Raw genomic sequence first — 26,807 nt, forward strand, 5'->3', positions numbered from 1 at the left:
ATGACCGAGCAGCTGATCGCCCAGATGGTCGAAACGCGTTCGCACAGCGCACGTGCGAATGTCGGCGAGGAATTGCGGCGACTGATCCTGTCCGGCGGTGCACCGCCGGGCATGCAACTGTCTCCCGGCAAGATCGCCAATGCCTTCCAGGTCAGTCCGATACCCGTGCGCGAAGCTCTCAAGACGCTGGTGGGTGAGGGCCTGGTGGTGCATCAACGCAACGCGGGATACCACGTGAGTCAGCTGTCGGTCGACGAGCTACGCGAGATCTACTTCGTGCGCGGCACTCTCGAGCAGGCCGCCCTGGCGCAGGCGGTGGCCCGCATCGATGCCGCAGGCATCGAGCGCGCCCGACACCATCACGACGAGCTCGTCACCGCCGTCAAGTACAGCGACCGCAAGGCCTTCCACGAGATCTCGCGGGCATTCCACCGCGAACTGACTGCGCCCTGCGCAATGCCCCGGCTGCTCAACATGTTCGAGGCCACCTGGGATCTCACCGAACCATTCCAGGTCATGCGTTCGGTGGACACCGCCATCCAAGACGCGCTCAACGACGACCACGCGACCATGCTCGACGGCTTCGTCGCCGGCGACACCGCGGCGGTTCTAGAGGTGGCCCAGGCGCACCATCGACGCCTCGAGAGCGCCGTCATCGAGACCGCCGCCGCGTTGGACGTCCGCCCCGAGACGTGACCACCAGGGAGATTCCACATGTCAGCATTATCGGCCGGCACCGTGCACACCGATGACACCGCGGCCGGCACCGGAACCGACCCCGGACCGGAGGTACCACCCGCGATGCGCATCTGCGTCATCAATCCCAACACCGCGGCGGCGATGACCGACGTCATCGCCGCCGCCGCGCGATCGGTTGCCCGGCCCGACTGCGAGATCGTCGCGGTCACCTCGACCATGGGCCCGGAGTCGATCGAGAGTCACTACGACGAAGCGCTCGCGGTACCCGGCCTGCTGCGCGCCATCAACGACCACCCGGGCTGCGACGGCTACCTCATCGCCTGCTTCGGCGATCCCGGCCTCGACGCCGCCCGGGAGATCGCCGACGCTCCGGTTCTCGGGATCGCCGAGGCGGCAATGCATCTGGCGGCCCCGCTGGGCCGCCGGTTCTCCATCGTCACCACCCTCGACCGGACCATCGGTCGGGCAATCGATCTGGTCGACCACTACGGATTCGCCGGTCACTGCGGCGGCGTGCACGCCTGCGACATCCCGGTGCTCGAACTCGAGACGAATCCGGCGACCGCGGACATCCTGGAAAAGTCCTGTGCCGCAGCGCTGAGCACCGACGATTCGGACGCGATCGTCCTCGGATGCGCCGGCATGGCCGATCTCGCCCACCGGATCGGTGCCGCCATCGGGGCGCCGGTCATTGACGGCGTCGCCGCCGGTGTGGGCATGCTCACCGCAATGGCCGCGATAGGGGTGCACACCGGCACCGCTTCCGGCGAGTTCCGGCGCCCACCCCGCAAACGCTACTCGGGCCCCTTGCGTGACTTCGAGATCACCTGAGTAGGCGCCGGACGTGGTCGCGGCAGAGATGAACTGCGGCGCGCGCCGCGGCGGGGTCGGCGGCCGCCACCGCCGCCACGAGTTCCCGAGGCCCCGGGGAATGCTCCCCGTCGACCGCCGTGGCGTCGACGAGCCGCGGACACATCTGCTGCATCGCCTCGACGATGCCGCCATGGAGTTCCACCAGCAGACCATTGCCTGACGCGGCCACGACCGCAGCATGAAAGGCGATGTCGGCCTGGGTGTACGCCGTCAGATCGCCACGGGCGAGAGCCTGCTCCGCCTGCTTCAGGCAGGTGCGCAGATCCGCGATGCGCGCCGGATCCGCGCCGGTCGCCGCCAACGCGGCCGCCTCGAGCTCGATGGCCTGAAGCGCGCCGAACAACTCGTGGTGCCGCCGCTCGGAAGCACACCGGGCGATGGCGGCGGCGAGCATGTTGGCGCTGCGGACGTAGGTGCCGTCACCACGCCGCGGTACGAGCATCCCGGCGTGTTCGAGCGCCCGGACCGCCTCACGGACGGTGTTCCGCCCCACCCCGAACTGCTCCACGAGTTCCGGCTCGGACGGAATCCGCTCCCCCACCGGCCACCGTCCGCTACTGATCGACTCCTGCATCCGGGCGACGACGAGTTCGCTGGTTCGGGGCGGCGGCGGGATCACATCGCTCACCCAAAGAACCTAACATCCCATGTTTGTCCCGGCCTCGGGTCGGCCCGGTGGGCCGACCAAGTAGCCTGTTCGGGGAAGCATCCGACCACGAAACCGTCCACACCACGAAGCAGAGGCATCAGCACCCCATGGCCCAGAACTCGAAGAAGGTCATCGTCGACCCCCGCAAGGCGGAGAAGCGCCGCTCAATGCTCCTCAAGATCGGCGCCGCCGTCGTGTTGATCGCCATCGCCGTGGGCATCGGGCTGTGGGCGGTGCTGTCCAACGAGTCGAGTACCGGCAGTGCGTCGGAGGTCACCGTGGCCACCGACAATGCGTTTCGGGTCACCACTGCCCCGGCCGGCTCCACGCCACCCGCCGTCCTGACCGTCATCGAGGACTTCCAGTGCCCGGCTTGCCGCCAGTTCGAGGAACAGTTCGGGCCGGTCCTCGAGGAGTTGCGCAACAACCCACAGGTCGCCGTGGACTACATGCCGATCTCCATCCTCGACCGGATGTCGACCACGGACTACTCGACGCGCGCGGCGAACGCCTCGGCATGTGTCGCGGAGTCGACCGCGACCGACGGCGACTTCTCGACCTGGCTGCAGTTCCACAACATGCTCTATGCCCAGCAGCCCGCCGAGGGTGGGGCCGGACTCTCCGACGACCAGCTGAACAATCTCGCCACCCAGTCGGGCGCGAGCAACGTCCGACAGTGCATCGACGACCAGCAGTTCGCCGACTGGGTCGCCGACACCACCCAGGCGGCCGCCGCCACGGGCACACCGACCGTTCGACTCAACGGTGAGGATGTCGCGCTGTCGACGCCGGAGGCGTTGCGCGAGGCAGTCCTCGCGGCCACGAACTGAGCACTGGAGAACACCGCATCATGACCGACACCACCGACGAGTACGGCGACACCCTCACCCACCCGCAGGACGACGACGCCGCGGGTCGCGGCTGGACTTCGCTGGTTCCGGTTTCCCGCGTGGTCGGGGTGATCGTGCTCGTGGCCGGCGCCATCGGCCTGCTCGCTTCGGCCACCCTGACGGTCGAGCGCTTCGAACTGGCCCTCGACCCGTCCTACACCCCCAGCTGCAGCATCAACCCGGTGCTGTCGTGCGGGTCGGTCATGGTGACCGATCAGGCGGCCATCTTCGGCTTTCCCAACCCGCTGATCGGCATCGCGGCGTTCTCGGTGATCATGGTGACCGGGGCGCTGGCGGCCGCGGGAGTCTCACTGCCCCGGTGGTATTGGCTCGGCCAGACGCTGGGCACCCTGGCCGGTTTCGCCATGGTCAACTGGCTCGTCTTCCAGAGCCTGTACCGCATCCACGCCCTGTGCCCCTACTGCATGGTGGTCTGGACCGTGACCCCGGTGATCCTGGTGCTCAGTGCCGGGCGGGTCCTCCGATCGTCCCGTGTGGGGCGCGAGATCCGCTCGTGGCTGTGGGTGTTGCTCCCGGTGTGGTACGCGGTGGTGATCGTCGCCATCGGCGTGGAATTCTGGGATTACTGGTCGACGCTGATCTGATCGACCCACTGTCGTCGCCGCCCACCGCAGCCTCGGATCGCACGCTCCCGGTCGACTGGGAACCGTTCCCGGTCGACGAGCGCGGCGGGTCAGGCCGAGACGTCGAGCGCGGCGATGACCTTGGTCGGTTCGATCCACACGACGAGTTCACCGGGGACGCCATTGCGCGCGCCGAACTCATCGGCGCGGTCGGCCCCCATGTATCGCCGGCCGCATTCGGTGGCGATCCTGCGCACCTCGGCGAGGTCGTCGCCGGTGACGGCGCGGCCCTGGATCTGCACGAACGCGTACGGCGGTCCGGGCAGGTCGACGGTCAACACCACACGTGGATCCCGGCTCATCGCACGCGCTTTGGCGGTGGTGGCGCCGGTGTTGAACGCGATCCGGTCGCCGTCGAGGACGAACCACACCGGTGCCGCCAGCGGCCTTCCGTCGGCGGCGACCCACCCGAGATGGCCGGTTCGGGTACCGGTGGTGAGAAAATCTCGGATCTCGGGATCCTGCAGTGCCGCGGTCATCTCGCCAGCCTACGGACCCGACCCCGGTCAACGCGCCAGCGCGTCACCGATCCGGACGGCGACCATCATGATCGTGGCGTGCGGTCCGCTGCGACCCGCCGTCGGCAGGATGGAGCCATCCACGATTCGAAGCCCGATGACGCCGTCGAGGCCACCGAGTTCATCGGTGCGCACACCCATCGGCAGACTGCCCCAGGCGTGCTGAGAGGTCCGCACGACCGGATCGACCGCAACCGAACCGGGCGCGACGATGTCGCGGAACACCGCTGAGTGCAACATGTCTCGGACCGACGCGGTCCCGGCCGCGGTCCGGCGGGCGCTGTCGGCGTCGAGTGTACCGAGGTCCACCAGGAGCCCGGAGTCCCCGGCCCGAACCACACCGCGGGCGCCGGGTCGCATCACTGCCACGCCGACGGCCGGACCCGCGGGCTCCAGTCCCCTCACAAAACTCGCCATATCGGCGCTGTAGCATCGGATTTCCACATCGTCAGCGGTGTGTACCACCGACTGCAACAACGCGGTCGGCGCCACTGGCGGTTGTGCCCGGCGGCGGTAGTGCACCAGCACCTCGCGATGTTCGTGGACGGGCAGTGCGTCCCCGGCCCCGATGAGGTGTGTCACACCGGACCGCAGCAGGAGGCCCGCAGTGCCCAGCGTGCCCGCACTCAGCACCACCTCGCCGGCCGCCAGACGCTCCTGCCCGACGCGGACCCCGGTGACCCGACGTCCGGAGGCGGTCAGTTCCGTCGCCTCCGTGTCGGTGATCACGCTCAGGTTGGGGCGGTCGATCGCCGGCCGGAGGTAGGCCTCGGCCGATGTGCGCCGCAGTGGTCCGTCCCGGTTGGACCGAACGCGGTTCACGCCGACGATCGGCCACGGGTCCGCGGGAGCCCGCACCGGCAGTGTCTGCGCCCAATGGGACTCGAAAAGACCGACCACGTCCGCGAGTTCGTCGTCGGCGAAGGCGGTCACCCCCATGGTGCCGCCGGGAGCGTCCAGCTCGTCGTAGGCGTGTGTGATCGCCTCCCGCGTCCATCCGTCCGGCCAGCCGGCGAAGTCGCCGGGATGCCAGCGCAGGAAGTATCCCCCGTTGACGGCCGACGAACCACCGAGCGCGCGGCCCCGCACCACCGGCAGCCCCGCGGCCTCGGCGTATCCGGTGGCGAAGCGAGCGCCGTCCTCGATCGGCAACACCCTGAGATCGCGCACCGCCCGCGTCGGCCACTCGTGCGGGCCGCGCTCGAGCACGACGACGGTGCGGTCGGGGTCGCGTGACAACCGTTCGGCGATCACGCACCCGGCACTGCCGGCGCCCACCACCACCACATCGGCGATGGTCGGGAGCCCTCGTGACGACACGAGGTGATCACGGCCAGGACGTCAGAACTGGCCGCAGCGCCCCGATGTCGCGCTGCTCGATGGCACCCTGCCACAGCCCGGCACCGTAGGCGAGATCGTCGAGCCGCCGGAACACGGTGTACCAGAGCGGCCCCAGGGCGGGGCCGGAGGCCGGATCCGCGGCGATCTCGCGCGCCCAGGACACCACCCCCTCGGCCAGTGCGACCTCCACCGCGAGTCGTCGGAAACGGGCCGAGAACACGGCCAGCAGGACAGCGATGGGCCAGTAGTGTCGGCAGATGGCGCCCGCGGCCTGCAGCAGACCGAAGCCCACGGCCCGGCCCGTCATCTGCGTGGCGACCACGTGCGCATCCGGAAGCTCGCCGAGTCGTCGGCGCAACCGCACACCGGTCTGCACCACGATGATGAGCGCGACGGCCAATCCGATTCTGGTCCGGGTGAGCAGCGCGGCCACGGCGATCGCCATCGGGATAGACATCACGACCGGCGCGGCGTAGCCGCCATGACGGTCGGCCAGGTGTGCCGCCCCGGTGCCGTAGTAGCGGCGACGCCCCAGCACCGACCGCACGTCGCTGCGATGATCGTGGGCCACCCGGGCGACCGGGTCGTAGCGCACCCGCCAGCCGGCCTTGTGGGTACGCCAGCACAGATCCACATCCTCGGCCACCCGCAGCGATTCATCGAACTGATAGAAGGCCTTGCGGCGCACCACCATCGCGGCACTGGGCACATACGGGACCCGACTCCCCGGTACCACCGAACATTCTTCGGGCCCCATGTCGAGCGACGAGTGCCCGTTCTCGTACCGTTCGACCTTCGATGCCTCGCGCGCGGCGCGGGTGAGCCCCACGATGCGCGGCGCGACGATGGCGACCGACGGGTCCGAGAAATGACCCAGCAGCATGGTGAGCCAATCCGAGGTGGGGACGACGTCGGAGTCCAGGAATGCGACGAAGTCGGTGGTCGCCGCGGCCGCGCCGGCGTTGCGCGCTGCCGACGGACCGTGGTTCTCCGCCAACCGGACCACCTCGGCGTCGGGTCGGTCCACCCGGATCGGTGTACGTGAGCCGTCGTCGACCACGATCACCTTGACGCCATCGACCGCGCGCAACAATCTGTCGACGCCGGCCTGGTTGTCGCGGACCGGGACCACGATCGTCACGTCGTCGGGTCGAGGGCCGAACATGGGTCGGGGGTTGGCGATTCCACTGTCGAGCAACCGCCGCGCCAGGCTGCGGGTCGCGGGATCGCATACCTCGATGCGGCCGTCGGCGGAGGTCATGCCGAGCGCGGTGTCGGTCAACCGGAGCATGCGGGTCGGCGATCCCCCCACGAGGAAGCGCAGGTCTCGGCGACGCGCGCAGCGCATGTCGATCTGCACCTGGAAGCCGTCCGGGAGCGCGTGGTCGGCCGTGGCCACGGTTTCGGCCGGCCGATCGAGTGCCGTCATCCGAGCCGCCCGCTTTCGCCGACCCGCCAGTCAACCAGCGCCGCGCCGAGGCTTGCCACGAGCGCATCGAGAAGCTGTGCCCCGTGGTCGCCGCTGGCCCCGGTCGGGTCACCGAGCACGCCATTGGCGCTGACCGCGGCCACACCGCCGGTCCGCATGGCGGGCAGCAGTGCCTCGACCGGCGCCGTGTTGCCGGCCTGCGCCGCCGACACGGTGACGGCCGATGGCGAAAAGTGCAGCAACACCGACGTTTCGGTGTGCCCGGCATGCGCGTCCGCTGCGGGGAAGGCACACGGGAACCAGGCGGCGTCACGTCCTTCATAGCGCAGCCGACGCACGGCCGTGGCGAGGGTACCCGCATTCCCGCCGTGCCCGTTCACGAACAACAGCCGATCCGCCCACCGGCAGGCGCTTCGCCCGAATTCGAGCAGCAGCAATTCCAGGGCGTCATGTCCGAGGGAAATGGTGCCGGGAAAGCCCTCGTGCTCGCCGCTGGCCCCGTAGTTCAGTGCGGGAGCCGTCAGCACTGTGGTCACCGGCCCGTTCAGGGATTGGTGGTCGAGGGCGGCCACCCGCTCGGCGACGGCCTGTGCGATCCGGGTGTCGGTGTCGAGCGGTAGGTGCGGCCCGTGCTGTTCGGTCGCCCCCAGCGGGACCAGGAGGGTCACGGTGGCTTCTGACAATTCGGGCCACGACATCTGTCCCAGTGCGGCCCGACGCTCCATTCGTTCAACTTTAGCGACGCGGTGCGCGCCTGTTAACCGGGTCGGCGCATTTGCTCGATACGAATCGTCCATCCGTCCGAACGGATGGGCCGACTGTCCGAGCGCTCGATCGGTTGTGGGATGCTGGACCGGCAAGCGTGAGACCCGACACATCGGGGCGGGTACTGATCGGGAGGACACCATGACGTCGACGACACCGCATAGCAGCGGAAAGAGCGGACCCCTCAGCGCAATCCGGGTGGTCGAGTTCGCGGGCATCGGCCCGGGACCACACGCAGCGATGCTGTTGGCCGACCTGGGCGCCGACGTGGTGCGCGTGCAGCGGCCAGGATCGCTGCCGGCGGAAGGCCGAAAGGCCGATGCCCTGTTGCGGGGACGACGCGTGGTCGAGGCCAATCTGAAGGACCCCGCCGACCGCGACACGATCCTCGGCCTGGTGGCCAAGGCTGACGTGATCCTCGAGGGTTTCCGCCCCGGCGTGATGGAGCGCCTCGGGTTCGGGCCCGATGACCTGGCCGAGATCAATCCCGGCCTGGTCTACGGCCGGATGACCGGTTGGGGCCAGAAGGGCCCGCGCGCCGACCGCGCCGGCCACGACATCAACTACATCTCGCTGACCGGCATGCTGCATGCCATCGGGCGCAAAGAGGACCGGCCGGTTCCGCCGCTCAACCTGGCAGGCGACTTCGGCGGCGGTTCGATGTTCCTCGTCGTGGGTGTACTCGCCGCACTGCTGGAACGCGGCGTCTCCGGAAAGGGTCAGGTTGTCGACGCGGCGATGGTGGACGGTGCCTCGGTGCTCGGCCAGATGATGTGGGCCTTCCGGGGCACAGGCCTGTGGAGCGACGAACGCGGCGTGAACATGCTCGACACCGGCGCACCGTACTACGAGGTCTATGAGACCTCCGACGGCAAGTACATGGCGGTGGGCGCCATCGAACCGCAGTTCTATGCGGAACTGATCACCGGACTGGGCCTCGCGGATGCGGATCTGCCCGCGCAGAACGACTTCGCGAAGTGGCCGGAGCTGGAACGCATCTTCACCGAGACGTTCAAGTCGCGCACCCGAGACGAGTGGACCAAGGTGTTCGAGGGCACCGACGCATGCACCTCCCCCGTCCTCGACTTCGCCGAGGCCTCGTCGGACCCGCACATGGCGGCCCGTGCCAACCTGGTGGAGATCGACGGCGTGACACAGGCGCAGGTCGCGCCCCGCTTCTCCCGCACCTCCCCGCAGACCCCGGCCGCCCCGGACCGCGAGGCCACCGATCCCGCCACCCTCTGGCAGGACTGACCCCGAACGCGTGGTGAGCTGACCCCCCAACGCGCCCAGCACGGTAGCCGACAGAACCCCAGAATTCGCCGAGAGCATCCGCCCCGCGCACCGACCGAGACCATCCGTGCAGTCTGCGGATGCTCTCGGCGAATTCTGGGGTTCTGTCGGCGCGAAACCGGGTTCCGTCGGCGCGAAACCGGGTTCCGTCGGCGCGAAACCGGGTTCCGTCGGCGCGAAACCGGGTTCTGTCGGCGCGAACCCGACCCGCCCTCAGACCTTCGTCGCACCCATGTCGATGGAGAACTCCGAACCGGTGATGGCCTTGGCCCCATCTGAGCACAGGAACAGCACGGCATCGGAGATCTCGTCCAGTGACGCCACCGGGTAGTGGTTCATCATCGAGCTGAGATGCGGCGCGACCCAGGGGATGCCGAAGATCCGGTGCGCCTCGGTGTCGGCGACGCCCATCGGGGTGTCGACCGCGTAGGGGTGCACACTGTTGACGCGGATGCGGTGGTGCCCCAGCTCTTTGGCCGCCGATTGGGTGAGCCCGCGCAGGCCGAATTTGGAGGCCGAGTAGGAGGCCTGCAGCGGCATGGCCTTCAGTCCGGCCGACGAGCTGATGACCACGATCGAGCCGCCGTTACCCGCCGCCAACATGGCCGGGATCGCCGCCTTCAGGGTCTTCCAGGTTCCCACCAGGTTGACGTCGACGACGTCGGTGAATTGTTCCTCGGTCAGTTCCCACACCGCACCCCAGGTGAGCAGCCCGGCATTGGCGACCACGATGTCGAGGCGGCCGAATTGCTCGACCCCGTCGGCGACAAGTTCTTCCTGGAACGCCAGGTCGCGGGTATCACCTTGGCGCGCAAGAATTTTTCCGCCCGCTTCCTCGACCAGACGGATGGTGTCGGCGAGATCGTCGGCCGTGGCCGCCGGATAGGTGGTGTGGTCGGCGACCGGACCGGCGATGTCCATCCCGATGATCGCGGCACCCTCGCGCGCGAAGCGCAGCGCGTGGTTCCGGCCCTGACCACGCGCGATCCCGGTGATGTAGACGACCTTGCCGTCGAACTGCCCCATCCGCTGAGCCCTCGTTCTCTCGTCGTGTCACCCACCACAGGTGAACGCTGTCAGAAAAACTGTAACACGTTCTACTTGTGGTGGGCGATCGCCGAGTCGCGGGCACGATCGACCCCTACCGTCGCGAGTGTTTCTCGCCTCAGGCGTGGCCGAAGGACCGCTCGAAGCCGTCCGGGATGACCAGGTCGTCACGGGACAGTTCGTGAATGCTCTTGCGGCCCAGCCCCATCAGGCTCGAGTCAAGACCCATGCGCAACAGGTCGAGCACATTTTCCACACCCGTCTGGCCGTTGGCGGCCAGCCCCCACAGGTACGCGCGCCCGATCATCACCGCGCGGGCGCCGAGCGCCAGTGCCTTGGTGACGTCGCTACCGCGACGAATACCCCCGTCGAGAAGCACCTCGATGTCGTTGCCGACGGTGTCGGCGATCGGTCCGAGAACGCGGATGGTCGCGGGTGTGCCATCGAGGTTGTTGCCGCCGTGGTTGGACACGGAGATGGCCGAGGCGCCGATGTCAACGGCCCGCTTGGCGTCGTCGAGCCGGGTGATGCCCTTGACCATGAACGGTCCGTCCCACTGCTCACGAAGCCACTTGAGGTCCTCCCACGTGGGCGGCGGGGTGCCCATCCACTGCCCGTAGGCACCGAAGAACGTCGGTCCGGGTTCCCCGGGCGGGGTGAGGTTCGGCGCGGTCAGATCCGGGATGTTGATCTTGCCGCCCTTGACCCAGTCCAGCGCATAGCGCGGCTTGGTCGCGATCTCCGGCGCGAGTTTCAGCAACGCCTGGAAATCCACCTTCTCCGGGATCTCCGGGCTGCCCCAGTCGCGTCCGATGTTGAACACCCAGTCGGTGGTCACGATCAGGCCCTTGGCGCCGGCCTCCTTGGCGCGTTGCGCGCGAGCCAGGATCTCCTCCCGCGAGCCGAGCCAGTAGATCTGGAAGAAGATCTTGTCGTTGGCCGCAGCGACCTCTTCGACCGGGTGAGATGCGAAGCTGGACAGTCCCATCGCGGTGCCCCGTGCCGCCGCGGCGCGTGCGACGGCCACCTCGCCGTCGGGATCGACGGCCTGCACGCCGGTCGGGCTGATCATCACCGGGAACGAGATTTCCTGGCCCATCACGGTGGTCGCCAGTTCCCGGTCCGGCTGGGCGCCGACCACATGCGGCGCGAACCCGAGTTCGTTGAACGCCTGGGTGTTGTCGTTGAGAGTGATGCCCGCCTGGGTGCCGGCGACCAGCGAGGAGTACACCGACTTGGGCAGCCGCTTCTTGGCGCGTCGCTGCGCCTCGTGCACGGTTTCGAACCAGGGATTGCGGGCCCAGGGATTCTTCGGCATGTTCTTACCTATCTTCTTCTCGAGCTACAGACTGTCGGGCGTGAAGCCGGCCAGCGGGTTCTCGTCACAACTCTTGGACGGTGGGGCGCCGACGGGCAGCAGATCACCGTCCGGTCGGCGGGTCATCAGCGTCAGCGGCGTGCCGCGCGAATGATCCTTGTTGGCGGTCGGTTTGGTGCGGTCACCGGCCAGGAGTTCTTCTCCGTAGCCCTGCACACATTCGGGATCGGGCCCGGCCAGGGGCAGTCCGGTGAAGAACTTGGCGGCCATGCAGCCACCGCGGCAGGCGTCGAAATGTGCGCACTTGGTGCAGGCACCGGCGTTCTGCGGCTCGCGCAGTTCGGTGAACAGATCCGAATTCTGCCAGATCTCGCGGAAGCCACCATCGGTGGTGATGTTGCCGGCCAGGAAGTTCTCGTGAATGGCGAACGGGCAGGCATAGACGTCACCGACCGGATCGATCAGGCACACCACGCGGCCGGCGCCACACAGGTTCAGACCCGGCAGCGCTCCCCCGCCGTCACCGCCGCCGAAGGCGGACAGATGGAAGAACGAATCGCCGGTGAGCACGTTGTCACCATGTGCGACAAGCCAATTGTAGAGCTCGCGCTGCTGCTCGGGTAGCGGGTGCAGGTCGTCCCAGACATCGGCTCCGCGACCGGAGGGACGCAGTCGGGTGATGCGCAGGGTGGCGTTGTAACGGTCGGCAAGTGCCTTGAACTCGTCGAGCTGTGCGACGTTCTCCCGGGTCATCACCACGCTGATCTTGGCGTCGGCGAAGCCGGCCTCATGCAGGTTTTCCAGCGCCCGGACGGCCATGTCGAACGATCCCGGCCCACGCACGGCGTCGTTGACCTCGGCGGTGGCACCGTCGAGCGAGATCTGCACGTCGACGTAGTCCGACGCCGCCAACCGGGCCGCGACCTGTTTGTCGATGCGTAGTCCGTTGGTGGAGAACTTCACCCCCACCTGGTGACTGGTCGCGTAGTCGACGAGTTCCCAGAAGTCGGGCCGCACCGTCGGCTCACCGCCGCCGATGTTCACGTAGAAGACCTGCATTCGCTGCAGTTCGTCGATGATGGCCTTGCACTGTTCGGTGGACAGTTCCCGCGGATCACGCTTGCCCGACGAGGACAAGCAGTGCACGCAGGCGAGGTTGCAGGCGTAGGTGAGCTCCCACGTCAGGCAGATCGGCGCATCGAGTCCCTTCTCGAACTGATCGACGAGTCGGCCCACCTTCGGCGGACTGCTCGCCGGGGGCGCGGTGACGGCCGACGCGGTTGCGGTGGGCGGCATTTCGAGTGTGGTCATCGTTGGACTCCTGGGGGCGTGGCGAGTCTGGCGTGTGCGGGGTCAGGCATGTGCGGCCGGCTACGGGTCAGGCGTCCGGACGACGCGCGATCATCCCCGAGTCGGCGAGCGCGCGCAGCGCCTGTAGGTACAGCGGCCGCTCAGCGGCCTCGATCCCGGCGGCGTCGAGCGCGGCATCGGCGCTGGGATGATCGGCGAGCGACTGCACGATCCCGACGACGGTGAGGTTCTTCAGGAACGACAGCTTGCGGGTGCCGAAGTGATACAGCAACGCACCGAACGGTTCGGGCCGCAGCGCCACCTTCGGGTTGAGTTGCCACGCGGCGCCGACGTCGAACCGGGCGGTGCGCGCGGGGCCGGGCATGTCGGACTGGGTGGGCATGTCGGACTGGGGTCCGCCGGGCCCGGCGGTCGCGTCGACGCGACCGCCGGACACCGAACTCGATGTCGTCACCGACATCAGTAGACCCCGCACATCCCGTCGATCGACACCTCTTCGACCAACGATTCACCCACGAGCTCGTCGTGATCCGACGTGACGGACTGATCGGCCATGATCCAACCTCCTTGTTTTCCCTATCGTGATGTGGATCACCGGATACTATAATGGCACTCGGTGCAGAAAACCACTGTTGGCGAGAAACTGATCACATGGACAGGTGAAGATGACCCCATCGGACGCGGCGCCGTCGCCGTCGTCGTCGTCGTTGACGCCCGCCAACCAGCCCGGTCGGCGGCCGGTCACGTCTCGGGCCCAGATCAGTGCGATCGCGATCGACCTGTTCACCGCACGCGGTTTCGAGGAGACCAGCGTCGATGACGTCGCCGAGGCGGTCGGCATCGGGCGACGCACCCTGTTCCGCTACTACCCGTCCAAGAACGCGATCGCCTGGGGCGACTTCGACGCCCATCTGACCGAGATGCGGACGTTGCTGGCCGAGATCCCACCGACCGAACCGATCGCCGACGCACTGCGCCGAGCACTCATCTCGTTCAACCACGTACCGCCCAGCGAGTTGCCGGGCCATCGCCGTCGGATGTCGCTGTTGCTCGGCGTGCCCGCCCTACAGGCACATTCGATGCTGATGTATGCCGAATGGCGTCAGGTCATCGCCGAGTTCTGCGCACACCGCCTGGGCCTGCGCGACACCGACCACGTGCCCCAGACGATCGCCTGGATGTGCCTGGGAATCGCGCTGGCGGCCTACGAGCAGTGGCTGGCCGAGCCCGGAGCCGATCTGGAGAACTTGATCGTCACCGGCAGCCGTACGCTTGCGGGGGGCGTCGGCGCACTGTCGTGATCGGCGAACCCTACGCTAGACTGAACTAGAACGTGTTCTTATTTTCGCCTGAACAGCGGCGATGATGCGTGGCACAGTGAATGAGTACGGTGTCTTCGGCACTGCACAGCGAACGACGCACCGAGTGGTCCATCCGTCGGTGGAGAGGTGGGAGATGACCGAGCTGACACCGCATGGCTCGCGCAGCGTGATCCTCACGGTCGCGGATGTCATCGACGAAACCGCCGATGCGCGCTCGATCGTGTTCGACGTGCCCGACGCGGACCACGAACACTTCACCGAGTACAAACCGGGCCAGTTCCTGACGCTGCGCATACCCAGCGACCGCACCGGGTCCGTGGCCCGCTGCTACTCCCTCGCGTCGTCGCCGCGCACCGACCGACTGCCCAAGGTGACGGTCAAGCGGACCGTCGACGGCTACGGCTCCAATTGGGTGTGCGACAACCTGGCCGTCGGCACCCGCATCGAGGCGTTACCGCCGTCGGGGGTGTTCACCCCGAAGGACCTCGACACCCCGCTGTTGCTGATCGCCGCCGGCAGCGGCGTGACGCCGGTGATGTCGATCCTGAAGGCAGCGCTGCACGCCGGGTCCGCCCCGATCACGTTCTTCTATGCCAACCGCGGCGTCGACGACGTCATCTTCGCCGACGAACTGCGTGACCTGCAGCGCGCCCACGCCGAGCGGCTGACCCTGATCCATTGGCTCGAATCCCTGCAGGGTCTGCCCGACGACCGGTCGCTGGCGACGATGTTCCGCGCCTACGCCGACCACGCCGCCTACCTGTGCGGGCCCGGACCGTTCATGGATGCGGTACACAAAGCCCTTGCGGGCGCAGGCTTCCCGCACCACAACGTGCACACCGAGGTGTACAACTCGCTGTCCGGTGACCCGTTCGCCGATGTCGAGCTCGAGGAGGTCAGCGAGGCCGAGGATGCCGAGGCGGCCACCGTCGACGTCGAGTTGGACGGTCAGACACACAACCTCCGGTGGCCGCGGAAGCGCTCGCTGGTCGACATCATGCTGGCCGCCGGACTCGACGCCCCGTACTCGTGCCAGGAGGGCGAGTGCGGATCGTGTGCCTGCACCCTCATCGAGGGTACGGTCGAGATGGACAACACCGGCGCGCTCGACCCGGAGGACATCGCCGACGGCTACATCCTGGGCTGCCAGGCACACCCGACATCGGATGCCCTCAAGATCGAATTCTGACCAGCGCCCCCCCAGACGACGAGCCCACACAGACGACGAAGGGTGAACGCATGAGTCCCGACCGATTGGCCCGCCTCCTCGCCGGAATGCTGTTGTCCATCGGCACACTGCATTTCGTGGCACCCAAACCCTTCGACGAGATCATCCCCGAGGAGATCCCTGCCGATCCGAGGACGCTGACCTATGCCTCCGGGGTGGCCGAGGTGGCGATCGGCGCCGGTCTGCTGGTGCCGCGCACCCGACGGCTCAGTGCCGCGCTGGCGGCCGCACTGTTCGTGGCGGTGTATCCGGCCAACCTCAACATGGTGCGGCTGTGGAAGGACAAGCCGCTCGCGATGCGCGCGGTCGCCATCGGCCGACTGCCGTTCCAGTTCCCGATGATCTGGGCCGCGGTCAAGGTGTTTCGCGGTTCGCGGTAGGTACGGGCGCGAGTGGTCTCGATACGCTCCTCACTCCGTTCGTCGCTACTCGACCAGCGGAAAAGGGCAACACCCACTCTGCTGGTCGAGTAGCCGAGGAGCCTGCGACGAGGCGTATCGAGACCAGACCACCGCGACACCCCTACCGCAGCGAGCGGTAGTGCACACGCTCCTCGGGCGTGAGGTGTTCGATCGCGTAACTCAAAGCGGTGCGCCCCATCTCGGCGGCGTGCGCCTCGAGGTAGCCGGTCAACTGGTCACGGTCGACGCGCTTTCCCAGCTCCCGCAACATCCAGCCGGTCGCCTTCTGGATCAGATCCCGGCGATCGTCGATGACCACCGGCACCACCGCGAGCGTCGCATCCGCGACACCGCATTTCAGGAAGGCGAAGGTGCCGACGATACCGGCCCGCCGCGTCCACAGTTCATCGTGTTCGGCGAGGTCCACGAGCAGACCGAACTCGTCGGATCTGACGAGCCAGGCGCCGAGCACCGGATCGGCGGAGGCATCGACCAGATCCCAGTTGTTCACGCGCCCGGCCGACAACGCCTCCAGATAGAGATTCACCCAGCCCTGACGCGCGGCGTCGTCGGCGGCATGTTCATACTCGCCGCGCAGCAGAAACAGGGCGGTCAGGCGATGTTCGTGGATCTCCGAGGCCAGCAGACCCCACACGACGTCGGTCCCGACCCCACGAAACCTCTTGGCCACCATGCGTAGCTGCGGCACGGTCACGCCGACGAACCGGTCACCTTCGCCGTACTCGCCCGGCCCGGTCTTGAAGAAGCGCGCCGAGGACACCGCCCGCTGGGGGTCGGCGAGGTCACCGATCGCGCATTCGACGGCATCGACCATGTCGGGGTGCGGCCCGGGCACCGGGTACCTCAGCCGAGCACGTCCGCGATCGGCGTCCGCGTCAGCAGTTTCGGCCGCGTCTTCATCACCGCGCCCACCTTGCCCGCGCCGACGACGCCGGTGAGGATGCCGTCACGGCTGTAATAGGCCAGGAACTTCGTGCCGTCGTCGTCGACCAGATGGAGTTCGTCGCCGGCCTCGGGTCGACCCAGCACCTGGATCTTCAGGTTGTACTGGTCGCTCCAGAAGTACGGTGGCGCAGCCGGAATCATGGCGTCGGTCTGCGCGATGCGGTGGGCCACAACGGTGGCCTGCTCGACGGTGTGCGTCCAGTGCTCCACGCGGCGCGTGCCACCGGTCTCGGTGCGCCAGTTCGCCACGTCACCGAGTGCGTAGACATCCGGCACGCAGGCGCGGCCGTCTTCGTCGCAGGCGATCCCGCCGCCGGACTCGCGCGGCGCGAGTTCGATCCCGGAACCGTCGAGGTAGTCGGTCACCGGGATCGACCCGATACCCACCACCACGATGTCGGCGGCCACCTCGTCGCCGTCGGCGAGCCGCACACCGGTGACCTTGCCGTCGGCCGAGAGCACCTCGTCGACGCCGACCCCGGCGCGGACATCGACCCCGTTGGCCTGATGCAGCCGAGTGATCAACTCCCCCACGCCGGTACCCAGGGCGGCGGCCAGGGGCGTCGGCGCGGGCTCGACCAGCGTCACCGTCAGGCCGCGCTGGTTGAGGCTGGCCGCGACCTCGCAGCCGATGAATCCGGCGCCGACGATCACTGCGCGCGAGGCGTTCTCGATCTCGGCGCGCAGTGCGAGAGCATCGTCGATGGTGCGCAGCACATGCACCCCCGCGACCCCGTCGGTACCCGGCAGCGACCGTGGGCGCAGCCCCGTGGCCAGTACGAGCGCGTCGTATGCGATGTCCTCGCGCCGGCTGGAGTCGTCGGTGCGTGCGACGGTCACCGTGCGCGACTCCGGCGAGATCGCACATACACGTTCACCGACGCGAAGCTGCACGGCTGCCTCACCGAAGTAGTCGGCGGGCTTGAGATCGACCCGGTCGTCCTTGCCGAGCAGCACCGACTTCGACAACGGCGGACGGTCATACGGCGGGTGGGCTTCCTCGCCGATCAGCGTGATGGGCCCGGTGTACTCGTTGCTGCGCAGGCTCTCCGCCACGCGGATACCTCCGAGCCCCGCACCGACCACCACCACACCTGCCGATGATGCGCTCATCCCGAATTCCTCCTGACACGTCGTTGTCCGCGGTGTCGCGACATGCGGCAGCGCGGGTGCCGGCCTGCGTGGGCCGTGGAGGAAGTGCGCCGAATGCACTTCCTCACCGGGTGACGTCGCCGACCGTTGCGAGGTCGGCGAGACGCCAATTCCCCTCGACATTACGCATAGTGGCCCATCGAGCGGTAGGGGTACGGTCGTCGTTCCGGTGACCGGTATCGGCTGCTGCGGGGATCGCCACCGTCTGGTCGACGAACACCAGCACCCGCGCGCGTTCTGTGCTGAACTCCTCGACCCCGGCACCCACCACCTGCGCCGACAGCGTGGCTCCGGCCTCGATCGCGCCAGGTAACACCACGTCGACGCCCTGCACGCGGTACGCCTCGTCGAGCGGTGCGGTGAGCTGCGCGAGGACCTCTCGGCGGTCGCGCTCGCCCTCGCCCGGCGTGTAGGACAACAGTGCGGTCACGGCCGCATCGGTCGCCGTGAGTACCGCGGTGCGTTGCCTGTCGTCGGGCACCGGGCGCGACCGAGCGGCACCGATCAGACCCACGATCGTCACCAGGACGGCGACGAGCGCGATCACCGCGGCCACGATGACGCGGCGACGGCCACGTCTGCCCAGGTGCGCGCCAGGCCGCCGCGCCGGACCGGGAGCTGCGCCGGCGGTCATGTCAGCACCGCCCGGCTGATCAGCCAGTCCTGGCCGGCTCGGATCATCGTCACCTCAATGGTGAGACGGGTGTCATCGCTCTGGGCGCCGATCAGTTGCGGATCGGAGGCCTCGGCCACGACAAGTGCCGCAGCCTCGGCACCCTCGGCATCCGAGTCGGGGTCGGTGATCAGTCCCGCCGACAGCACGCGCCCGGTGCTGGGTTCCGGCTGGGCGGTCACTTCGGCCATCAGGGCGTCGCGGGCCGCCTCGATCCGATCGCGTTGGTCACCGGTCGTCACGGCGACGGCGCGATCGACGTAGCCGACGGCATCGGCGGGATCTGCGGTCAGCAAGGCCGCGACCGAGGAGTCTGCTGCCGCCAGCGCCGCATCGGCGGCCGCCGACCGCTCGGCCGAGGCGTGGTTGTGCATGATCACCCCGACGAGCACCCCGGCCACGACGATGATCACCACACCCGCGATCGCAGCGCCGACGCGGAACCACGCCGACCGGCGTCGGGCACGGGCACGCAACGCATCCGACGCGTCGATCCGAGCACGCCGGGCCGTGCGGGTCGCCCATTCGACGCGCCGGCGGGCATCGTCGAGGGCATGCTCTGGCGCGTCGAGGGCATGATCCGGGGCGTCGGCGCCGCGAGAGTCCGACGACGTCATGACAGCACCTCCATCCCGGTCAGCTGCCAGATGTCCCCATCCCGGTCGAACCGGGCCTGCACCGAACGTTTCTCGGTGATCGGCGGGGCATCGGGGGTCGCGACGGTTTCCACGGACGCCCGGATCAGGGTGGTACCGCGGTCCGGTTCGGCGGCGACCACGCCGACGACGTCGGGGCGCCAGGTGACCCGCACGGCGCCGTCGGCCGGCGGCCGGGTCAATTCGGTGGCATAGCGCCGCGCGAACTCACCGCCGACGAGACCGCGCGCACGATCCCGGTCCGCCTGCCACGAGGCCGCAGTCACCGAGAACACCTGGGCGACGATCTCGCCGGCGGACCGACGCAACTCGGTGCGCGCCCGGTCGGTGGCCGAGTCGGTCACCGACTGCCGCCACTGCACACCCACCGCGACCAACAGTGCGGTCGCGACGACGGCGATCACCCCGCCGATCGCGACGGCGCGCCGCACCGGGATGACCCCGCGAGCAGCGCGCAGACCACGGGCGGCAGGGGCAGACATCGTTGCGTGAGCACTCTTCTCGGGTGGGGTCGTCATGGGAGGTACTGCACCGCCGCGAGTTTGAGTTCACCGTCGGCCGGTTCGACGAGTACCCGCAACCGGAACCGACGCACCGTGTCGCCGACGGCATCGGGGTCGCCGACGGCATCGGGGTCGCCGACGGCATCGGGGTCGTCGCCCACCGCGAAGGCCACCGTCGACGCGACGAGGACAACAGCCCGATCACCCGAACGCCGAGCCACACCTGAGCCGTCGACGATTCCACGCGCCACCGTGCCCTGCGAGGCGACGAACCGGGAGTAGGCGTCCGCGGATTGCGCGAACTGGTCCCGGAACTCGCCGGTCGCCCCGTCGATGATCCGGCGCACCTGCTCGGGGCGTCGATGATCGGGGCTCAGCAGCATCGTCACGCGGTCGACGGCAGCGCGTCGGTAGTCGGCGTCGGTGTAGGCGTCGGCGGCGCGCACCCACAGCACCGTCGAAACCGTCGCTGCGACAACCGCAACGGCGGCCGTCATCGCCATCCTCCGGGGTGCGCGGGACCGACGTCGCAGCCCCGCGGCGACCTCGGCATCGCCGAGCGCCTCGACGGCTCGTCGCAACTCACCGCGCGCAGCCCGCTCCGCCTCGATCGCCGCGTGCCGGGCCATCGAACGCCCCTTTCCGCCGACCCCGATCACCGGTGTCGACGAACTCCACCCTAGACACACCACCAGCGACGGCACGGCCCCGTCAGGCGCCCCGGTCGGCCGATCGGCCTGCGATTCGGGCGAAACCGGCGCAGAATCGTTACCACCTGCGAGGAGGCGCCGATGACGCGAGCACAATCGATCACCGCCACGATGTTCCGCCGCAAACCTGTGCGCGGCGCCGGGGCACCCGGCGAGGCTGCGGACGATCCGCACCTCAAACGCAGTATCGGCACGTTTCAGCTGACCCTCTTCGGCGTCGGCGCGACGGTCGGCACCGGCATCTTCATCGTCGTCCCGGAGGCCATCAGCAAGGCCGGCCCGGCCGTGCTGATCGCGTTCGTGGTCGCCGGTCTGGCGGCCGGTCTCGCCGCGATCTGCTACGCCGAGATGGCGTCGGCGGTCCCGGTGTCCGGGTCGAGCTATTCCTACGCATACGCGACCCTGGGCGAGGTGGTGGCGGTCGGCATCGGCGCCTGCCTGATGCTCGAGTACGGGGTGTCGGCGGCGGCCACCTCGATCGGCTGGGGTCAGTATCTCAACGAGCTGCTGGACAATCTGTTCGGCTGGCACATCCCCGACGCCCTCAACGCGGCACCCTGGGGCGTCGACGATCCCGGGATCGTGAACCTGCCGTCGGTGATCCTCGTCGTCCTGTGCGGGCTGCTGCTCATCCGCGGTGCCAGCGAGTCCGCGATGGTCAACACGGTGATGGTGTTGATCAAACTCGGCGTGCTGCTGCTGTTCGCGGCGGTCTGTCTCACCGCGTTCACCTCCAGCCACTTCTCGCCGTTCATGCCCGAGGGGATGGCCGGGGTGACGGCGGCAGCCGCGGTCATCTTCTTCACCTTCATCGGCCTGGACGCGGTGTCCACGGCCGGCGACGAGGTGCGTAACCCGCAGAAGGCCATGCCGCGCGCCATCATCGGCGCCCTCGTCGTGGTCACCGGCATCTACCTGCTCACCGCCTTGGCGTCGATCGGCGCACAGGTGTGGACGGACTTCGATCCCGACGACAGCGCCAGCCTGTCGGTGCTGGCCAACTCGGTCACCGGTTCCACCTGGGTCGGCACCATCATCGCGGCGGGTGCGGTCATCTCCATCTTCTCGGTGACGTTGGTGGTGATCTACGGCCAGACGCGCATCCTGTTCGCGATGGGAAGGGATGGCCTGCTGCCGTCCGCCTTCGCCAAGGTCAGTTCGACGACGTCGGTACCGGTGAACAACACGGTGGTGGTGTGTGCGGCCATCGCCCTGCTCGGCGGTTTCGTGCCGATCGACAAGCTGTGGGATCTGGTGTCGGTCGGCACGCTGGCGGCGTTCATCGTGGTCTCGATCGGCGTGATCATCCTGCGTCGCACCATGCCTGATCTGCCCCGGCCGTTCCGTGTGCCCGGTTACCCGGTGACGCCGGTGCTGTCGGTGGCCGCCTGTGTGTGGATTCTGAGCGGCCTCGCTCCCGTCACCTTCCTGTTCTTCGGGGCGTGGGTCGCCGCGGCGCTGCTGTTCTACTTCCTGTGGGGACGACGCCACAGCAAGCTGAACTCGACAACACCCGACTCCGACGGAGCGCTCACGTGACGATCCTGGTGGGCTACGTCCAGGGCGAGGGCGGGCTGGGCGGGCTGCAACTCGGCGCGATGGCCGCGGAGTCCTTGCACACCGATCTCGTGGTGGCGACGGTCGTCCCCAAGCCGTGGACCACGCCGTCGATGGCGAAGGTGGATGCCGAGTTCGCGTCGTGGACCGACGAAGTCGCGGCCAAAGCGGAGGCGGAGGTCGCCGAGTACATGACGATCTATCCGCCCGAGCTGAGCTGGCGGTTCATCCGTCTCGATCATCGGACGGTGGCCTCGGCGCTCATCGAACACGCCCGCGCCATCGACGCCGATGCACTCGCGATCAGCTCGACCGGCGACGGGCAGCTGGGCCAGATCGTGCTGGGCTCCACCGCCAACATCCTCATGCATCGCTCGCCGGTGCCGGTGGGCATCAGTCCGCGCGGCTATCGCTCACCCAAGGACGGCCGGCTCACCCGGGTCACCGCGGCCGTCAGCGGATCGGGACCCGAGTCGCGGTCGGTCATCGCCCGCGCGCGGGGTCTCTGCGACCGCATGGATGCGCCACTGCGGGTGGTGTCGTTTGCGGTGCGTGGTGGTGCGATGTACCCACCGCTGGTCGGCCTGGGTACCGAGGACGATGTGCTCTCCCAATGGAAGGCGCAGTCCGCTGACTCCCACCGAATGCTGCTCGATGATGGCGTGATCGCCGCCGGGACCGACTGTGTGGTCGCCGCCGGACGCGGCTATCGGGAGGCATTCGACTCGATCGAGTGGATCGACGGCGAGGTGCTGTTCCTGGGCAGCGCCCGCGACAGCGTGCTCGCGCAGGTGTTCCTCGGATCGCGCGCCAGCAAACTCATCCGCCACTCGCCGGTACCGGTGCTCGTACTGCCGCGCTGACACCGGTCGGATCGAGCGCGCCGCGCTACCGCGAACCGATCCGTTTCGAGTATTCTGCACGCTGGTCGTGGTCGTAGTCGAGGAACATACTGTCCAGCTTGGTCATCCGCCGCGATGCCCGCTTCATCCGCTGTGGGAAAAGGGCATTGGCGTGTGTCCAGGCCATCGAGCGCGGCGCGGTCAGCCGCACCCGCGGGCGCGCGATGATGGAGAGCACCTGGGCGGCCACGTCTTCGGGTTCAATCGCCCGCACCATCGAGTTGGTGTGCAGTCCGGAGATGAGGCCGGTGCGGGTGAAGGTCGGCATCACGGTGCTGACGCGAACGCCGGTCTTCTCGAGTTCGGCGTCAACAGCCTCGGAGAATTCGATGACGGCCGCCTTGGCGCCGTTGTAGATGGTCAGTCCCGGTGTCGGCAACCGTCCGGCAACCGAGGCGATGTTGACGACCTGCCCGTGCCCGCGGGCCACCATGCGGCGAGCGGCCAGTTGAGTGCCGGTGATCACCCCGATCACGTCGATGTCGTAGGTGCGGCGGATCAGCGCGTCGTCGTAGGACAGGAAGTCGCCGACCGGCATGATGCCCGCGTTGTTGATCAGCACGTCGATCGGCCCGACCGCGGATTCCACCGCGTCGAGGAACTGGGCGAAGGAGGATCGGTCGGTCACGTCGACCGCGAAACCCTCCACCCCGAGGTCGGCGGCGGCCTTGCCGACGGCGTCATCGTCGATGTCGCCGAGTGCGACCACCGCCCCCGCATCGAACAACTGTGTCGCGGTCTCGAACCCGATTCCGCGCGCACCGCCGGTGATTGCGATCACCTTGCCGCGCAGCGCATCACGGGTCTCTTCGGGGTCCGGTCCGCGGCGCAGCAGATCTCGAACGGCCATCAGAATCCTTCCATCAGCGGACCGCGACCACCGGTTCGTGGCCGCGAGTGGGGATCACCAGATCATCGGTGCGAGGTACTTGGCGGCAAGTTCGCGCACGGCGTCGGGTTGTTGCCTGCGTTCGTCGGTCGCAGGTACTTCGAGGTAGGAGATGACCAGGCGGACATGTAATTCCACCGCCTGACGCAGATCGTCGTCGGGCATCCTCGCCCCGGCCTCGCGCAGCGTGCTCGCGACTCGTTCGGTGACCATGTCGATGAACAGTGAGGTGACCGCCGAGGTGATACCGCGCATCTCGGCATCGGTCAGCACCAGCCGCCGCATCAACGGGTCCTCGGAGATCATCACGGCGCCTTCGGCGAAGGCCTCGACGACGGCGTCGGCCGGACCGAGGCCGACGACCGCCGACATCAGGCGTTGCATACCGCGTTCGTAGAGGTCGTTGGCGACCGCGAGCAGCAGCGCTTCCTTGTTCGGGAAACGCCGGTAGAGGGTGCTGCGACTGACCCCGGCCTGTGTCGCGACCTCGTCCATGTTCGCCCGCCGCACGCCGACGTCGGTGAACTCGACCTCGGCGGCCGCCAGGATCGCTTGTTCCTGGTCTTCGGGACTCGCCGTGTTCCGGGCCTTGCGTGGCGATTTGGTCGGTGACATCGACGCGGGGCTCATCGGCGTCGTAGGTCGACGGGCAGCTTGTCCTTCGGAACCGGCAGCGCGCTGTAGTCCATCGGGATCTGATAGCCCTCGGGCACCGACCATTCGTAGTTGCGCAGCAGGTGATGCAGGATCGTCTTGATCTCCATCTGGCCAAAATACAGCCCGATGCACTTGTGCACGCCGCCACCGAATGGTGTCCAGGCCATGCGGTGGCCCTTGTCCTCTTTCCGCTCGGGGGTGAAGCGCTCGGGATCGAACATGTCGGGGTTGGTGAAGAATTCCGGATCACGGTGATTGGTCATCTGCGGGACGGTCACCATCGACCCCTTGGGCACGAAGAACCCCTGCACGGAGGTGTCCTTGACCGCCATCCGCGGTTGCGCAGGCACCGGCGGGCACATCCGCAGCGATTCCTTGAGCACCAGATCGAGGACCGACAGCTTGCCGAGATCGTCGTAGCCCAATTCCGGGTTCAGCTCCAGCGACTGTTCGCGCGCCCGTTGCTGCCATTCGGGCGACTTCGCCATCCGATACGCCATCTGGGTCATGGTGATCGTCGATGTGTCGTGGGCGGCCATCAAGACGAAGATCATGTGGTTGACGACGTCCTCATCGGTGAACCGCTCCCCCTCGTCGCCCTCCACGTGGCACAGCACGGAGAACAGGTCGGGGGTCTCGCGGGCACGCTTGGCCGCGATGTTGTCGTAGAAGAACTCCTCGAGCACCTTACGCCCGCGCAGGCCCTTCCACCACCGCCCGCCCGGTACGGGCTTGCGGACGTAGGCGACGCCGGCCCGCACGGTGTCGATGAACGCCTTGTTGATCTTGTCCGCCTGGTCCTTCGGCAGTTCGAGCCCGAGGAACACCTCGAGCGCGACGTCGAGGGTCAACGACTTGAACTGCTCGAACATCTTCACGTTGCCGGTGGGAAGGTCGGCGACCCGCTCGGCGATCATCGGCTGCATCTCCTGCATGTAACCCTTGAGCGCCGACGGGGTGAACGCCTGCTGCAGGATGTGGCGGTGATGGCGGTGCTCGTCGAAATCGAGGAGCATGATGCCGCGGTTGAAGAACGGGCCGATGAAGTAGCTCCACGCGGGACCGTTGGCGAAGGCCTTGTCCCGGTTCATCAGGATCTCGTCGGCGGCGCGCGGCCCGGCGGCGATGACCATCTTCACCCCGAGCGCATTGAGCCCCGACACCTGACCGAGCCGGGCGAGGCGTTCGTCGCCGAAGGCGAACGGGTCGCGGCGCATCGCCATCATCTCCAGGATTCCGTTGCGTTGCGCGCAGGGCACCTCGAGCAGGTCACTACCCGCCGGCGCCTGGGCGAACACCGCGGACTTTGCCGCCGTACCCGTCGAAACCATGGCCATTCTCCTCATCCCCGAGACATCACCGTCGATGCACTGCCTGGCGGGTCCAATGCTGTGACCCGAATCGCATATCACCCTATTGGAACAGAAATCGCAAATTGTTTCTAGTGTCGAACGCGCTCATCGGCGAGGTCGTGCCGCCAGGATCGCGTGGCATCGCGTCAGACGGTCCCTCCACCAGCGGGCCCGGTGGGCCGGCGCATGCACACCGACGGGCAGATCCAGGTCGTCGGTGAACCATCGTGGGACCACCGCGCCCACCGTCGGCACGAAGGGTTCGGCGACGTCGGCGGTGAAGAGGGTGCCGGTACCCAGCCCGCAGGCGTGGTCCAGGCTCGGCAGCGCAGCCGCGGCAGCCACCCCGGCCGCCATGCCCACTGCGGAGTCGAGCGCCGACGACACCACCACCGGCAGACCGATCGACTCCGCCAAAGCCAACGTCGCCCGCATGCCGCCCAACGGCGCGACCTTGACGATGGCGACGTCGGCGGCGTCCGCGGCCACGACCCGATACGGATCATCGGCCTTGCGAATCGATTCGTCGGCGGCGATCGGGACGTCCACCGCGCGGCGAACCGCCGCGAGTTCCGGCACGGTCGCACACGGCTGCTCGGCGTACTCCACCTCGCCGATCGCCCGGATCGCGCGGATCGCCTCATCCACCGACCATCCCCCGTTGGCGTCGATGCGTACCGAGGCGACGATCTGGCGCGCCGCCGCGACGCGGGCGACGTCGTCGTCGAGGGACTGTCCGCGTTCGGCCACCTTCACCTTCGCCGTGCGGGCGCCCGGGTAGCGGGCCAGAATGCCGGCGACCTGCTCGGCGGGCACCGCGGGCACGGTCGCATTGACCGGCACCTGGTCGCGGCGTGCGGTGGGCGGCCCGAGTACGGCGGCCTCGATACCGGCGGCCAGCCAGTTGGCGGCCTCCTCGTCGTCGTACTCGAGAAAGGGCGCGAACTCGCCCCACCCGGCGGGCCCCCGGAACACCATCAGCTCGCGCTCGGTGATCCCCCGGAATCGCGTGCGCATCGGCAGGCGGACCACATAGGCGTCGGTCAGCAGGGTATCGACATC

The 26,807-nt window shown here is 68.2% G+C and carries 30 protein-coding genes; 10 read left to right on the forward strand and 20 right to left on the reverse strand.

The genetic code is table 11. The features are described from left to right. A complete protein-coding gene (locus NWF22_RS03485; protein ID WP_160900613.1) occupies positions 1–696 on the forward strand; it encodes a GntR family transcriptional regulator in 696 nt (231 codons plus the stop codon). Positions 697–801: 105 nt separating this feature from the next. Then, complete coding sequence (locus NWF22_RS03490) at positions 802–1,530, forward strand: aspartate/glutamate racemase family protein (protein WP_160901388.1); 729 nt, start codon at positions 802–804, stop codon at positions 1,528–1,530. On the opposite strand, the gene NWF22_RS03495 is transcribed toward NWF22_RS03490, so the two are convergent. Beyond that, the gene (locus tag NWF22_RS03495) at positions 1,523–2,200 is read right to left on the reverse strand and encodes a FadR/GntR family transcriptional regulator (protein WP_160900612.1); all 678 of its coding nucleotides are present in this window, start codon (positions 2,198–2,200) and stop codon (positions 1,523–1,525) included. The two genes, NWF22_RS03490 and NWF22_RS03495, sit on opposite strands and share 8 nt — an antisense overlap. A 128-nt stretch (positions 2,201–2,328) precedes the next feature. Between NWF22_RS03495 and NWF22_RS03500 the strand changes: the two genes are divergently transcribed. Together NWF22_RS03500 and NWF22_RS03505 are read left to right on the forward strand one after the other, a co-directional pair. Continuing rightward, positions 2,329–3,051, forward strand: coding sequence for a DsbA family protein (locus NWF22_RS03500; RefSeq protein ID WP_160900611.1), 723 nt, complete (start codon positions 2,329–2,331; stop codon positions 3,049–3,051). A gap of 20 nt (positions 3,052–3,071) precedes the next feature. Then, complete coding sequence (locus tag NWF22_RS03505; protein WP_160900610.1) at positions 3,072–3,716, forward strand: vitamin K epoxide reductase family protein; 645 nt, start codon at positions 3,072–3,074, stop codon at positions 3,714–3,716. Between the two features lie 89 nt (positions 3,717–3,805). On the opposite strand, the gene NWF22_RS03510 is transcribed toward NWF22_RS03505, so the two are convergent. Genes NWF22_RS03510 through mftE form a run of 4 tightly spaced genes read right to left on the reverse strand, consistent with a single transcriptional unit; the run spans position 3,806 to position 7,768 of the window. Beyond that, positions 3,806–4,234 carry a PPOX class F420-dependent oxidoreductase gene (locus NWF22_RS03510; RefSeq protein ID WP_160900609.1) on the reverse strand — a complete coding sequence of 143 codons (429 nt, stop codon included), beginning with the start codon at positions 4,232–4,234 and terminating at the stop codon, positions 3,806–3,808. A gap of 27 nt (positions 4,235–4,261) precedes the next feature. After that, positions 4,262–5,593 carry a mycofactocin system GMC family oxidoreductase MftG gene (gene mftG / locus NWF22_RS03515; RefSeq protein WP_258321315.1) on the reverse strand — a complete coding sequence of 444 codons (1,332 nt, stop codon included), beginning with the start codon at positions 5,591–5,593 and terminating at the stop codon, positions 4,262–4,264. 7 nt (positions 5,594–5,600) lie between these two features. Next, the gene (gene mftF / locus NWF22_RS03520; protein WP_160900608.1) at positions 5,601–7,043 is read right to left on the reverse strand and encodes a mycofactocin biosynthesis glycosyltransferase MftF; all 1,443 of its coding nucleotides are present in this window, start codon (positions 7,041–7,043) and stop codon (positions 5,601–5,603) included. Then, positions 7,040–7,768 (reverse strand): mycofactocin biosynthesis peptidyl-dipeptidase MftE, encoded by a 729-nt coding sequence (gene mftE, locus NWF22_RS03525; RefSeq protein ID WP_160900607.1) that lies wholly within the window; start codon positions 7,766–7,768, stop codon positions 7,040–7,042. The genes mftF and mftE overlap by 4 nt, the downstream gene beginning before the upstream one ends. A gap of 181 nt (positions 7,769–7,949) precedes the next feature. On the opposite strand from mftE, the gene NWF22_RS03530 reads away from it, so the two are divergent. Beyond that, positions 7,950–9,062: a CaiB/BaiF CoA transferase family protein gene (locus tag NWF22_RS03530; RefSeq protein ID WP_160900606.1), complete on the forward strand. Its 1,113-nt coding sequence runs from the start codon at positions 7,950–7,952 to the stop codon at positions 9,060–9,062. Positions 9,063–9,314: 252 nt separating this feature from the next. Here NWF22_RS03530 and NWF22_RS03535 read toward each other — a convergent pair whose 3' ends face one another. The 5 genes from NWF22_RS03535 to mftA form a co-directional block, all read right to left on the reverse strand. Next, positions 9,315–10,127: a mycofactocin-coupled SDR family oxidoreductase gene (locus NWF22_RS03535; protein ID WP_160900605.1), complete on the reverse strand. Its 813-nt coding sequence runs from the start codon at positions 10,125–10,127 to the stop codon at positions 9,315–9,317. Between the two features lie 139 nt (positions 10,128–10,266). Then, positions 10,267–11,466 carry a pre-mycofactocin synthase MftD gene (gene mftD / locus NWF22_RS03540; protein ID WP_160900604.1) on the reverse strand — a complete coding sequence of 400 codons (1,200 nt, stop codon included), beginning with the start codon at positions 11,464–11,466 and terminating at the stop codon, positions 10,267–10,269. Between the two features lie 24 nt (positions 11,467–11,490). After that, a complete protein-coding gene (mftC, locus tag NWF22_RS03545; RefSeq protein ID WP_160900603.1) occupies positions 11,491–12,777 on the reverse strand; it encodes a mycofactocin radical SAM maturase in 1,287 nt (428 codons plus the stop codon). Between the two features lie 67 nt (positions 12,778–12,844). Then, positions 12,845–13,237: a mycofactocin biosynthesis chaperone MftB gene (mftB, locus tag NWF22_RS03550; protein ID WP_160900602.1), complete on the reverse strand. Its 393-nt coding sequence runs from the start codon at positions 13,235–13,237 to the stop codon at positions 12,845–12,847. Then, the gene (gene mftA / locus NWF22_RS03555) at positions 13,237–13,332 is read right to left on the reverse strand and encodes a mycofactocin precursor MftA (RefSeq protein ID WP_160900601.1); all 96 of its coding nucleotides are present in this window, start codon (positions 13,330–13,332) and stop codon (positions 13,237–13,239) included. The genes mftB and mftA overlap by 1 nt, the downstream gene beginning before the upstream one ends. 110 nt (positions 13,333–13,442) lie before the next feature. Here mftA and mftR point away from each other — a divergent pair, with 110 nt between their 5' ends. The 3 genes from mftR (at position 13,443) to NWF22_RS03570 (ending at position 15,707) form a co-directional block, all read left to right on the forward strand. Continuing rightward, positions 13,443–14,078 carry a mycofactocin system transcriptional regulator MftR gene (gene mftR / locus NWF22_RS03560; RefSeq protein ID WP_160900600.1) on the forward strand — a complete coding sequence of 212 codons (636 nt, stop codon included), beginning with the start codon at positions 13,443–13,445 and terminating at the stop codon, positions 14,076–14,078. Between the two features lie 154 nt (positions 14,079–14,232). Then, entirely contained in the window at positions 14,233–15,288 is a 1,056-nt protein-coding gene (locus tag NWF22_RS03565) for a ferredoxin--NADP reductase (protein WP_160900599.1), read from the forward strand. Positions 15,289–15,338: 50 nt separating this feature from the next. Beyond that, a complete protein-coding gene (locus tag NWF22_RS03570; RefSeq protein WP_160900598.1) occupies positions 15,339–15,707 on the forward strand; it encodes a DoxX family protein in 369 nt (122 codons plus the stop codon). Positions 15,708–15,849: 142 nt separating this feature from the next. Here the strand turns inward: NWF22_RS03570 and NWF22_RS03575 are convergent, their stop codons facing one another. The 6 genes from NWF22_RS03575 to NWF22_RS03600 all read right to left on the reverse strand — a co-directional run bounded on the left by NWF22_RS03575 (position 15,850) and on the right by NWF22_RS03600 (position 20,307). Then, positions 15,850–16,563 (reverse strand): DNA alkylation repair protein, encoded by a 714-nt coding sequence (locus NWF22_RS03575; RefSeq protein WP_160901386.1) that lies wholly within the window; start codon positions 16,561–16,563, stop codon positions 15,850–15,852. Between the two features lie 29 nt (positions 16,564–16,592). Continuing rightward, positions 16,593–17,807, reverse strand: coding sequence for an NAD(P)/FAD-dependent oxidoreductase (locus tag NWF22_RS03580; RefSeq protein WP_160900597.1), 1,215 nt, complete (start codon positions 17,805–17,807; stop codon positions 16,593–16,595). 103 nt (positions 17,808–17,910) lie between these two features. Beyond that, the gene (locus NWF22_RS03585; protein WP_160900596.1) at positions 17,911–18,480 is read right to left on the reverse strand and encodes a hypothetical protein; all 570 of its coding nucleotides are present in this window, start codon (positions 18,478–18,480) and stop codon (positions 17,911–17,913) included. After that, positions 18,477–19,136 (reverse strand): hypothetical protein, encoded by a 660-nt coding sequence (locus tag NWF22_RS03590; RefSeq protein WP_202398164.1) that lies wholly within the window; start codon positions 19,134–19,136, stop codon positions 18,477–18,479. The genes NWF22_RS03585 and NWF22_RS03590 overlap by 4 nt, the downstream gene beginning before the upstream one ends. Continuing rightward, the gene (locus tag NWF22_RS03595; protein WP_160900595.1) at positions 19,133–19,657 is read right to left on the reverse strand and encodes a hypothetical protein; all 525 of its coding nucleotides are present in this window, start codon (positions 19,655–19,657) and stop codon (positions 19,133–19,135) included. The genes NWF22_RS03590 and NWF22_RS03595 overlap by 4 nt, the downstream gene beginning before the upstream one ends. Positions 19,658–19,689: 32 nt before the next feature. Further along, the gene (locus NWF22_RS03600; RefSeq protein WP_160900594.1) at positions 19,690–20,307 is read right to left on the reverse strand and encodes an Rv1363c family protein; all 618 of its coding nucleotides are present in this window, start codon (positions 20,305–20,307) and stop codon (positions 19,690–19,692) included. A gap of 162 nt (positions 20,308–20,469) precedes the next feature. Here NWF22_RS03600 and NWF22_RS03605 point away from each other — a divergent pair, with 162 nt between their 5' ends. Both NWF22_RS03605 and NWF22_RS03610 read left to right on the forward strand, forming a co-directional pair. Beyond that, the gene (locus NWF22_RS03605) at positions 20,470–21,927 is read left to right on the forward strand and encodes an amino acid permease (RefSeq protein ID WP_160900593.1); all 1,458 of its coding nucleotides are present in this window, start codon (positions 20,470–20,472) and stop codon (positions 21,925–21,927) included. Continuing rightward, entirely contained in the window at positions 21,924–22,808 is an 885-nt protein-coding gene (locus NWF22_RS03610; protein WP_160900592.1) for a universal stress protein, read from the forward strand. The genes NWF22_RS03605 and NWF22_RS03610 overlap by 4 nt, the downstream gene beginning before the upstream one ends. Positions 22,809–22,833: 25 nt before the next feature. Here NWF22_RS03610 and NWF22_RS03615 read toward each other — a convergent pair whose 3' ends face one another. The 4 genes from NWF22_RS03615 to NWF22_RS03630 all read right to left on the reverse strand — a co-directional run bounded on the left by NWF22_RS03615 (position 22,834) and on the right by NWF22_RS03630 (position 26,762). Continuing rightward, positions 22,834–23,697: an SDR family oxidoreductase gene (locus NWF22_RS03615; RefSeq protein ID WP_160900591.1), complete on the reverse strand. Its 864-nt coding sequence runs from the start codon at positions 23,695–23,697 to the stop codon at positions 22,834–22,836. Positions 23,698–23,751: 54 nt separating this feature from the next. Continuing rightward, entirely contained in the window at positions 23,752–24,351 is a 600-nt protein-coding gene (locus tag NWF22_RS03620) for a TetR/AcrR family transcriptional regulator (protein WP_160900590.1), read from the reverse strand. Positions 24,352–24,362: 11 nt separating this feature from the next. After that, positions 24,363–25,724 carry a cytochrome P450 gene (locus tag NWF22_RS03625; RefSeq protein WP_160900589.1) on the reverse strand — a complete coding sequence of 454 codons (1,362 nt, stop codon included), beginning with the start codon at positions 25,722–25,724 and terminating at the stop codon, positions 24,363–24,365. 126 nt (positions 25,725–25,850) lie between these two features. Then, entirely contained in the window at positions 25,851–26,762 is a 912-nt protein-coding gene (locus tag NWF22_RS03630) for an o-succinylbenzoate synthase (protein ID WP_233750957.1), read from the reverse strand. Positions 26,763–26,807: the final 45 nt, after the last annotated feature.

Source organism: Gordonia mangrovi, assembly GCF_024734075.1.
Classification (GTDB): Bacteria; Actinomycetota; Actinomycetes; order Mycobacteriales; family Mycobacteriaceae; genus Gordonia; species Gordonia mangrovi.

Bases quoted from the DNA above. Each gene is read 5' to 3' on its own strand.
- NWF22_RS03500 (WP_160900611.1), top strand. From the start codon at position 2,329: ATGGCCCAGAACTCGAAGAAGGTCATCGTCGACCCCCGCAAGGCGGAG.
- NWF22_RS03615 (WP_160900591.1), bottom strand. From the start codon at position 23,697: ATGGCCGTTCGAGATCTGCTGCGCCGCGGACCGGACCCCGAAGAGACC.
- NWF22_RS03595 (WP_160900595.1), bottom strand. From the start codon at position 19,657: ATGTCTGCCCCTGCCGCCCGTGGTCTGCGCGCTGCTCGCGGGGTCATC.
- NWF22_RS03590 (WP_202398164.1), bottom strand. From the start codon at position 19,136: ATGACGTCGTCGGACTCTCGCGGCGCCGACGCCCCGGATCATGCCCTC.
- NWF22_RS03580 (WP_160900597.1), bottom strand. From the start codon at position 17,807: ATGAGCGCATCATCGGCAGGTGTGGTGGTGGTCGGTGCGGGGCTCGGA.
- mftR (WP_160900600.1), top strand. From the start codon at position 13,443: ATGACCCCATCGGACGCGGCGCCGTCGCCGTCGTCGTCGTCGTTGACG.
- NWF22_RS03565 (WP_160900599.1), top strand. From the start codon at position 14,233: ATGACCGAGCTGACACCGCATGGCTCGCGCAGCGTGATCCTCACGGTC.
- NWF22_RS03570 (WP_160900598.1), top strand. From the start codon at position 15,339: ATGAGTCCCGACCGATTGGCCCGCCTCCTCGCCGGAATGCTGTTGTCC.
- NWF22_RS03605 (WP_160900593.1), top strand. From the start codon at position 20,470: ATGACGCGAGCACAATCGATCACCGCCACGATGTTCCGCCGCAAACCT.
- NWF22_RS03585 (WP_160900596.1), bottom strand. From the start codon at position 18,480: ATGACCGCCGGCGCAGCTCCCGGTCCGGCGCGGCGGCCTGGCGCGCAC.
- NWF22_RS03575 (WP_160901386.1), bottom strand. From the start codon at position 16,563: ATGGTCGATGCCGTCGAATGCGCGATCGGTGACCTCGCCGACCCCCAG.
- mftC (WP_160900603.1), bottom strand. From the start codon at position 12,777: ATGACCACACTCGAAATGCCGCCCACCGCAACCGCGTCGGCCGTCACC.
- NWF22_RS03625 (WP_160900589.1), bottom strand. From the start codon at position 25,724: ATGGTTTCGACGGGTACGGCGGCAAAGTCCGCGGTGTTCGCCCAGGCG.
- NWF22_RS03530 (WP_160900606.1), top strand. From the start codon at position 7,950: ATGACGTCGACGACACCGCATAGCAGCGGAAAGAGCGGACCCCTCAGC.
- NWF22_RS03510 (WP_160900609.1), bottom strand. From the start codon at position 4,234: ATGACCGCGGCACTGCAGGATCCCGAGATCCGAGATTTTCTCACCACC.
- NWF22_RS03600 (WP_160900594.1), bottom strand. From the start codon at position 20,307: ATGGCCCGGCACGCGGCGATCGAGGCGGAGCGGGCTGCGCGCGGTGAG.
- NWF22_RS03630 (WP_233750957.1), bottom strand. From the start codon at position 26,762: ATGCGCACGCGATTCCGGGGGATCACCGAGCGCGAGCTGATGGTGTTC.
- NWF22_RS03535 (WP_160900605.1), bottom strand. From the start codon at position 10,127: ATGGGGCAGTTCGACGGCAAGGTCGTCTACATCACCGGGATCGCGCGT.
- mftD (WP_160900604.1), bottom strand. From the start codon at position 11,466: ATGCCGAAGAATCCCTGGGCCCGCAATCCCTGGTTCGAAACCGTGCAC.
- NWF22_RS03490 (WP_160901388.1), top strand. From the start codon at position 802: ATGCGCATCTGCGTCATCAATCCCAACACCGCGGCGGCGATGACCGAC.
- mftA (WP_160900601.1), bottom strand. From the start codon at position 13,332: ATGGCCGATCAGTCCGTCACGTCGGATCACGACGAGCTCGTGGGTGAA.
- mftF (WP_160900608.1), bottom strand. From the start codon at position 7,043: ATGACGGCACTCGATCGGCCGGCCGAAACCGTGGCCACGGCCGACCAC.
- NWF22_RS03485 (WP_160900613.1), top strand. From the start codon at position 1: ATGACCGAGCAGCTGATCGCCCAGATGGTCGAAACGCGTTCGCACAGC.
- mftE (WP_160900607.1), bottom strand. From the start codon at position 7,768: ATGGAGCGTCGGGCCGCACTGGGACAGATGTCGTGGCCCGAATTGTCA.
- mftB (WP_160900602.1), bottom strand. From the start codon at position 13,237: ATGTCGGTGACGACATCGAGTTCGGTGTCCGGCGGTCGCGTCGACGCG.
- NWF22_RS03505 (WP_160900610.1), top strand. From the start codon at position 3,072: ATGACCGACACCACCGACGAGTACGGCGACACCCTCACCCACCCGCAG.
- NWF22_RS03620 (WP_160900590.1), bottom strand. From the start codon at position 24,351: ATGTCACCGACCAAATCGCCACGCAAGGCCCGGAACACGGCGAGTCCC.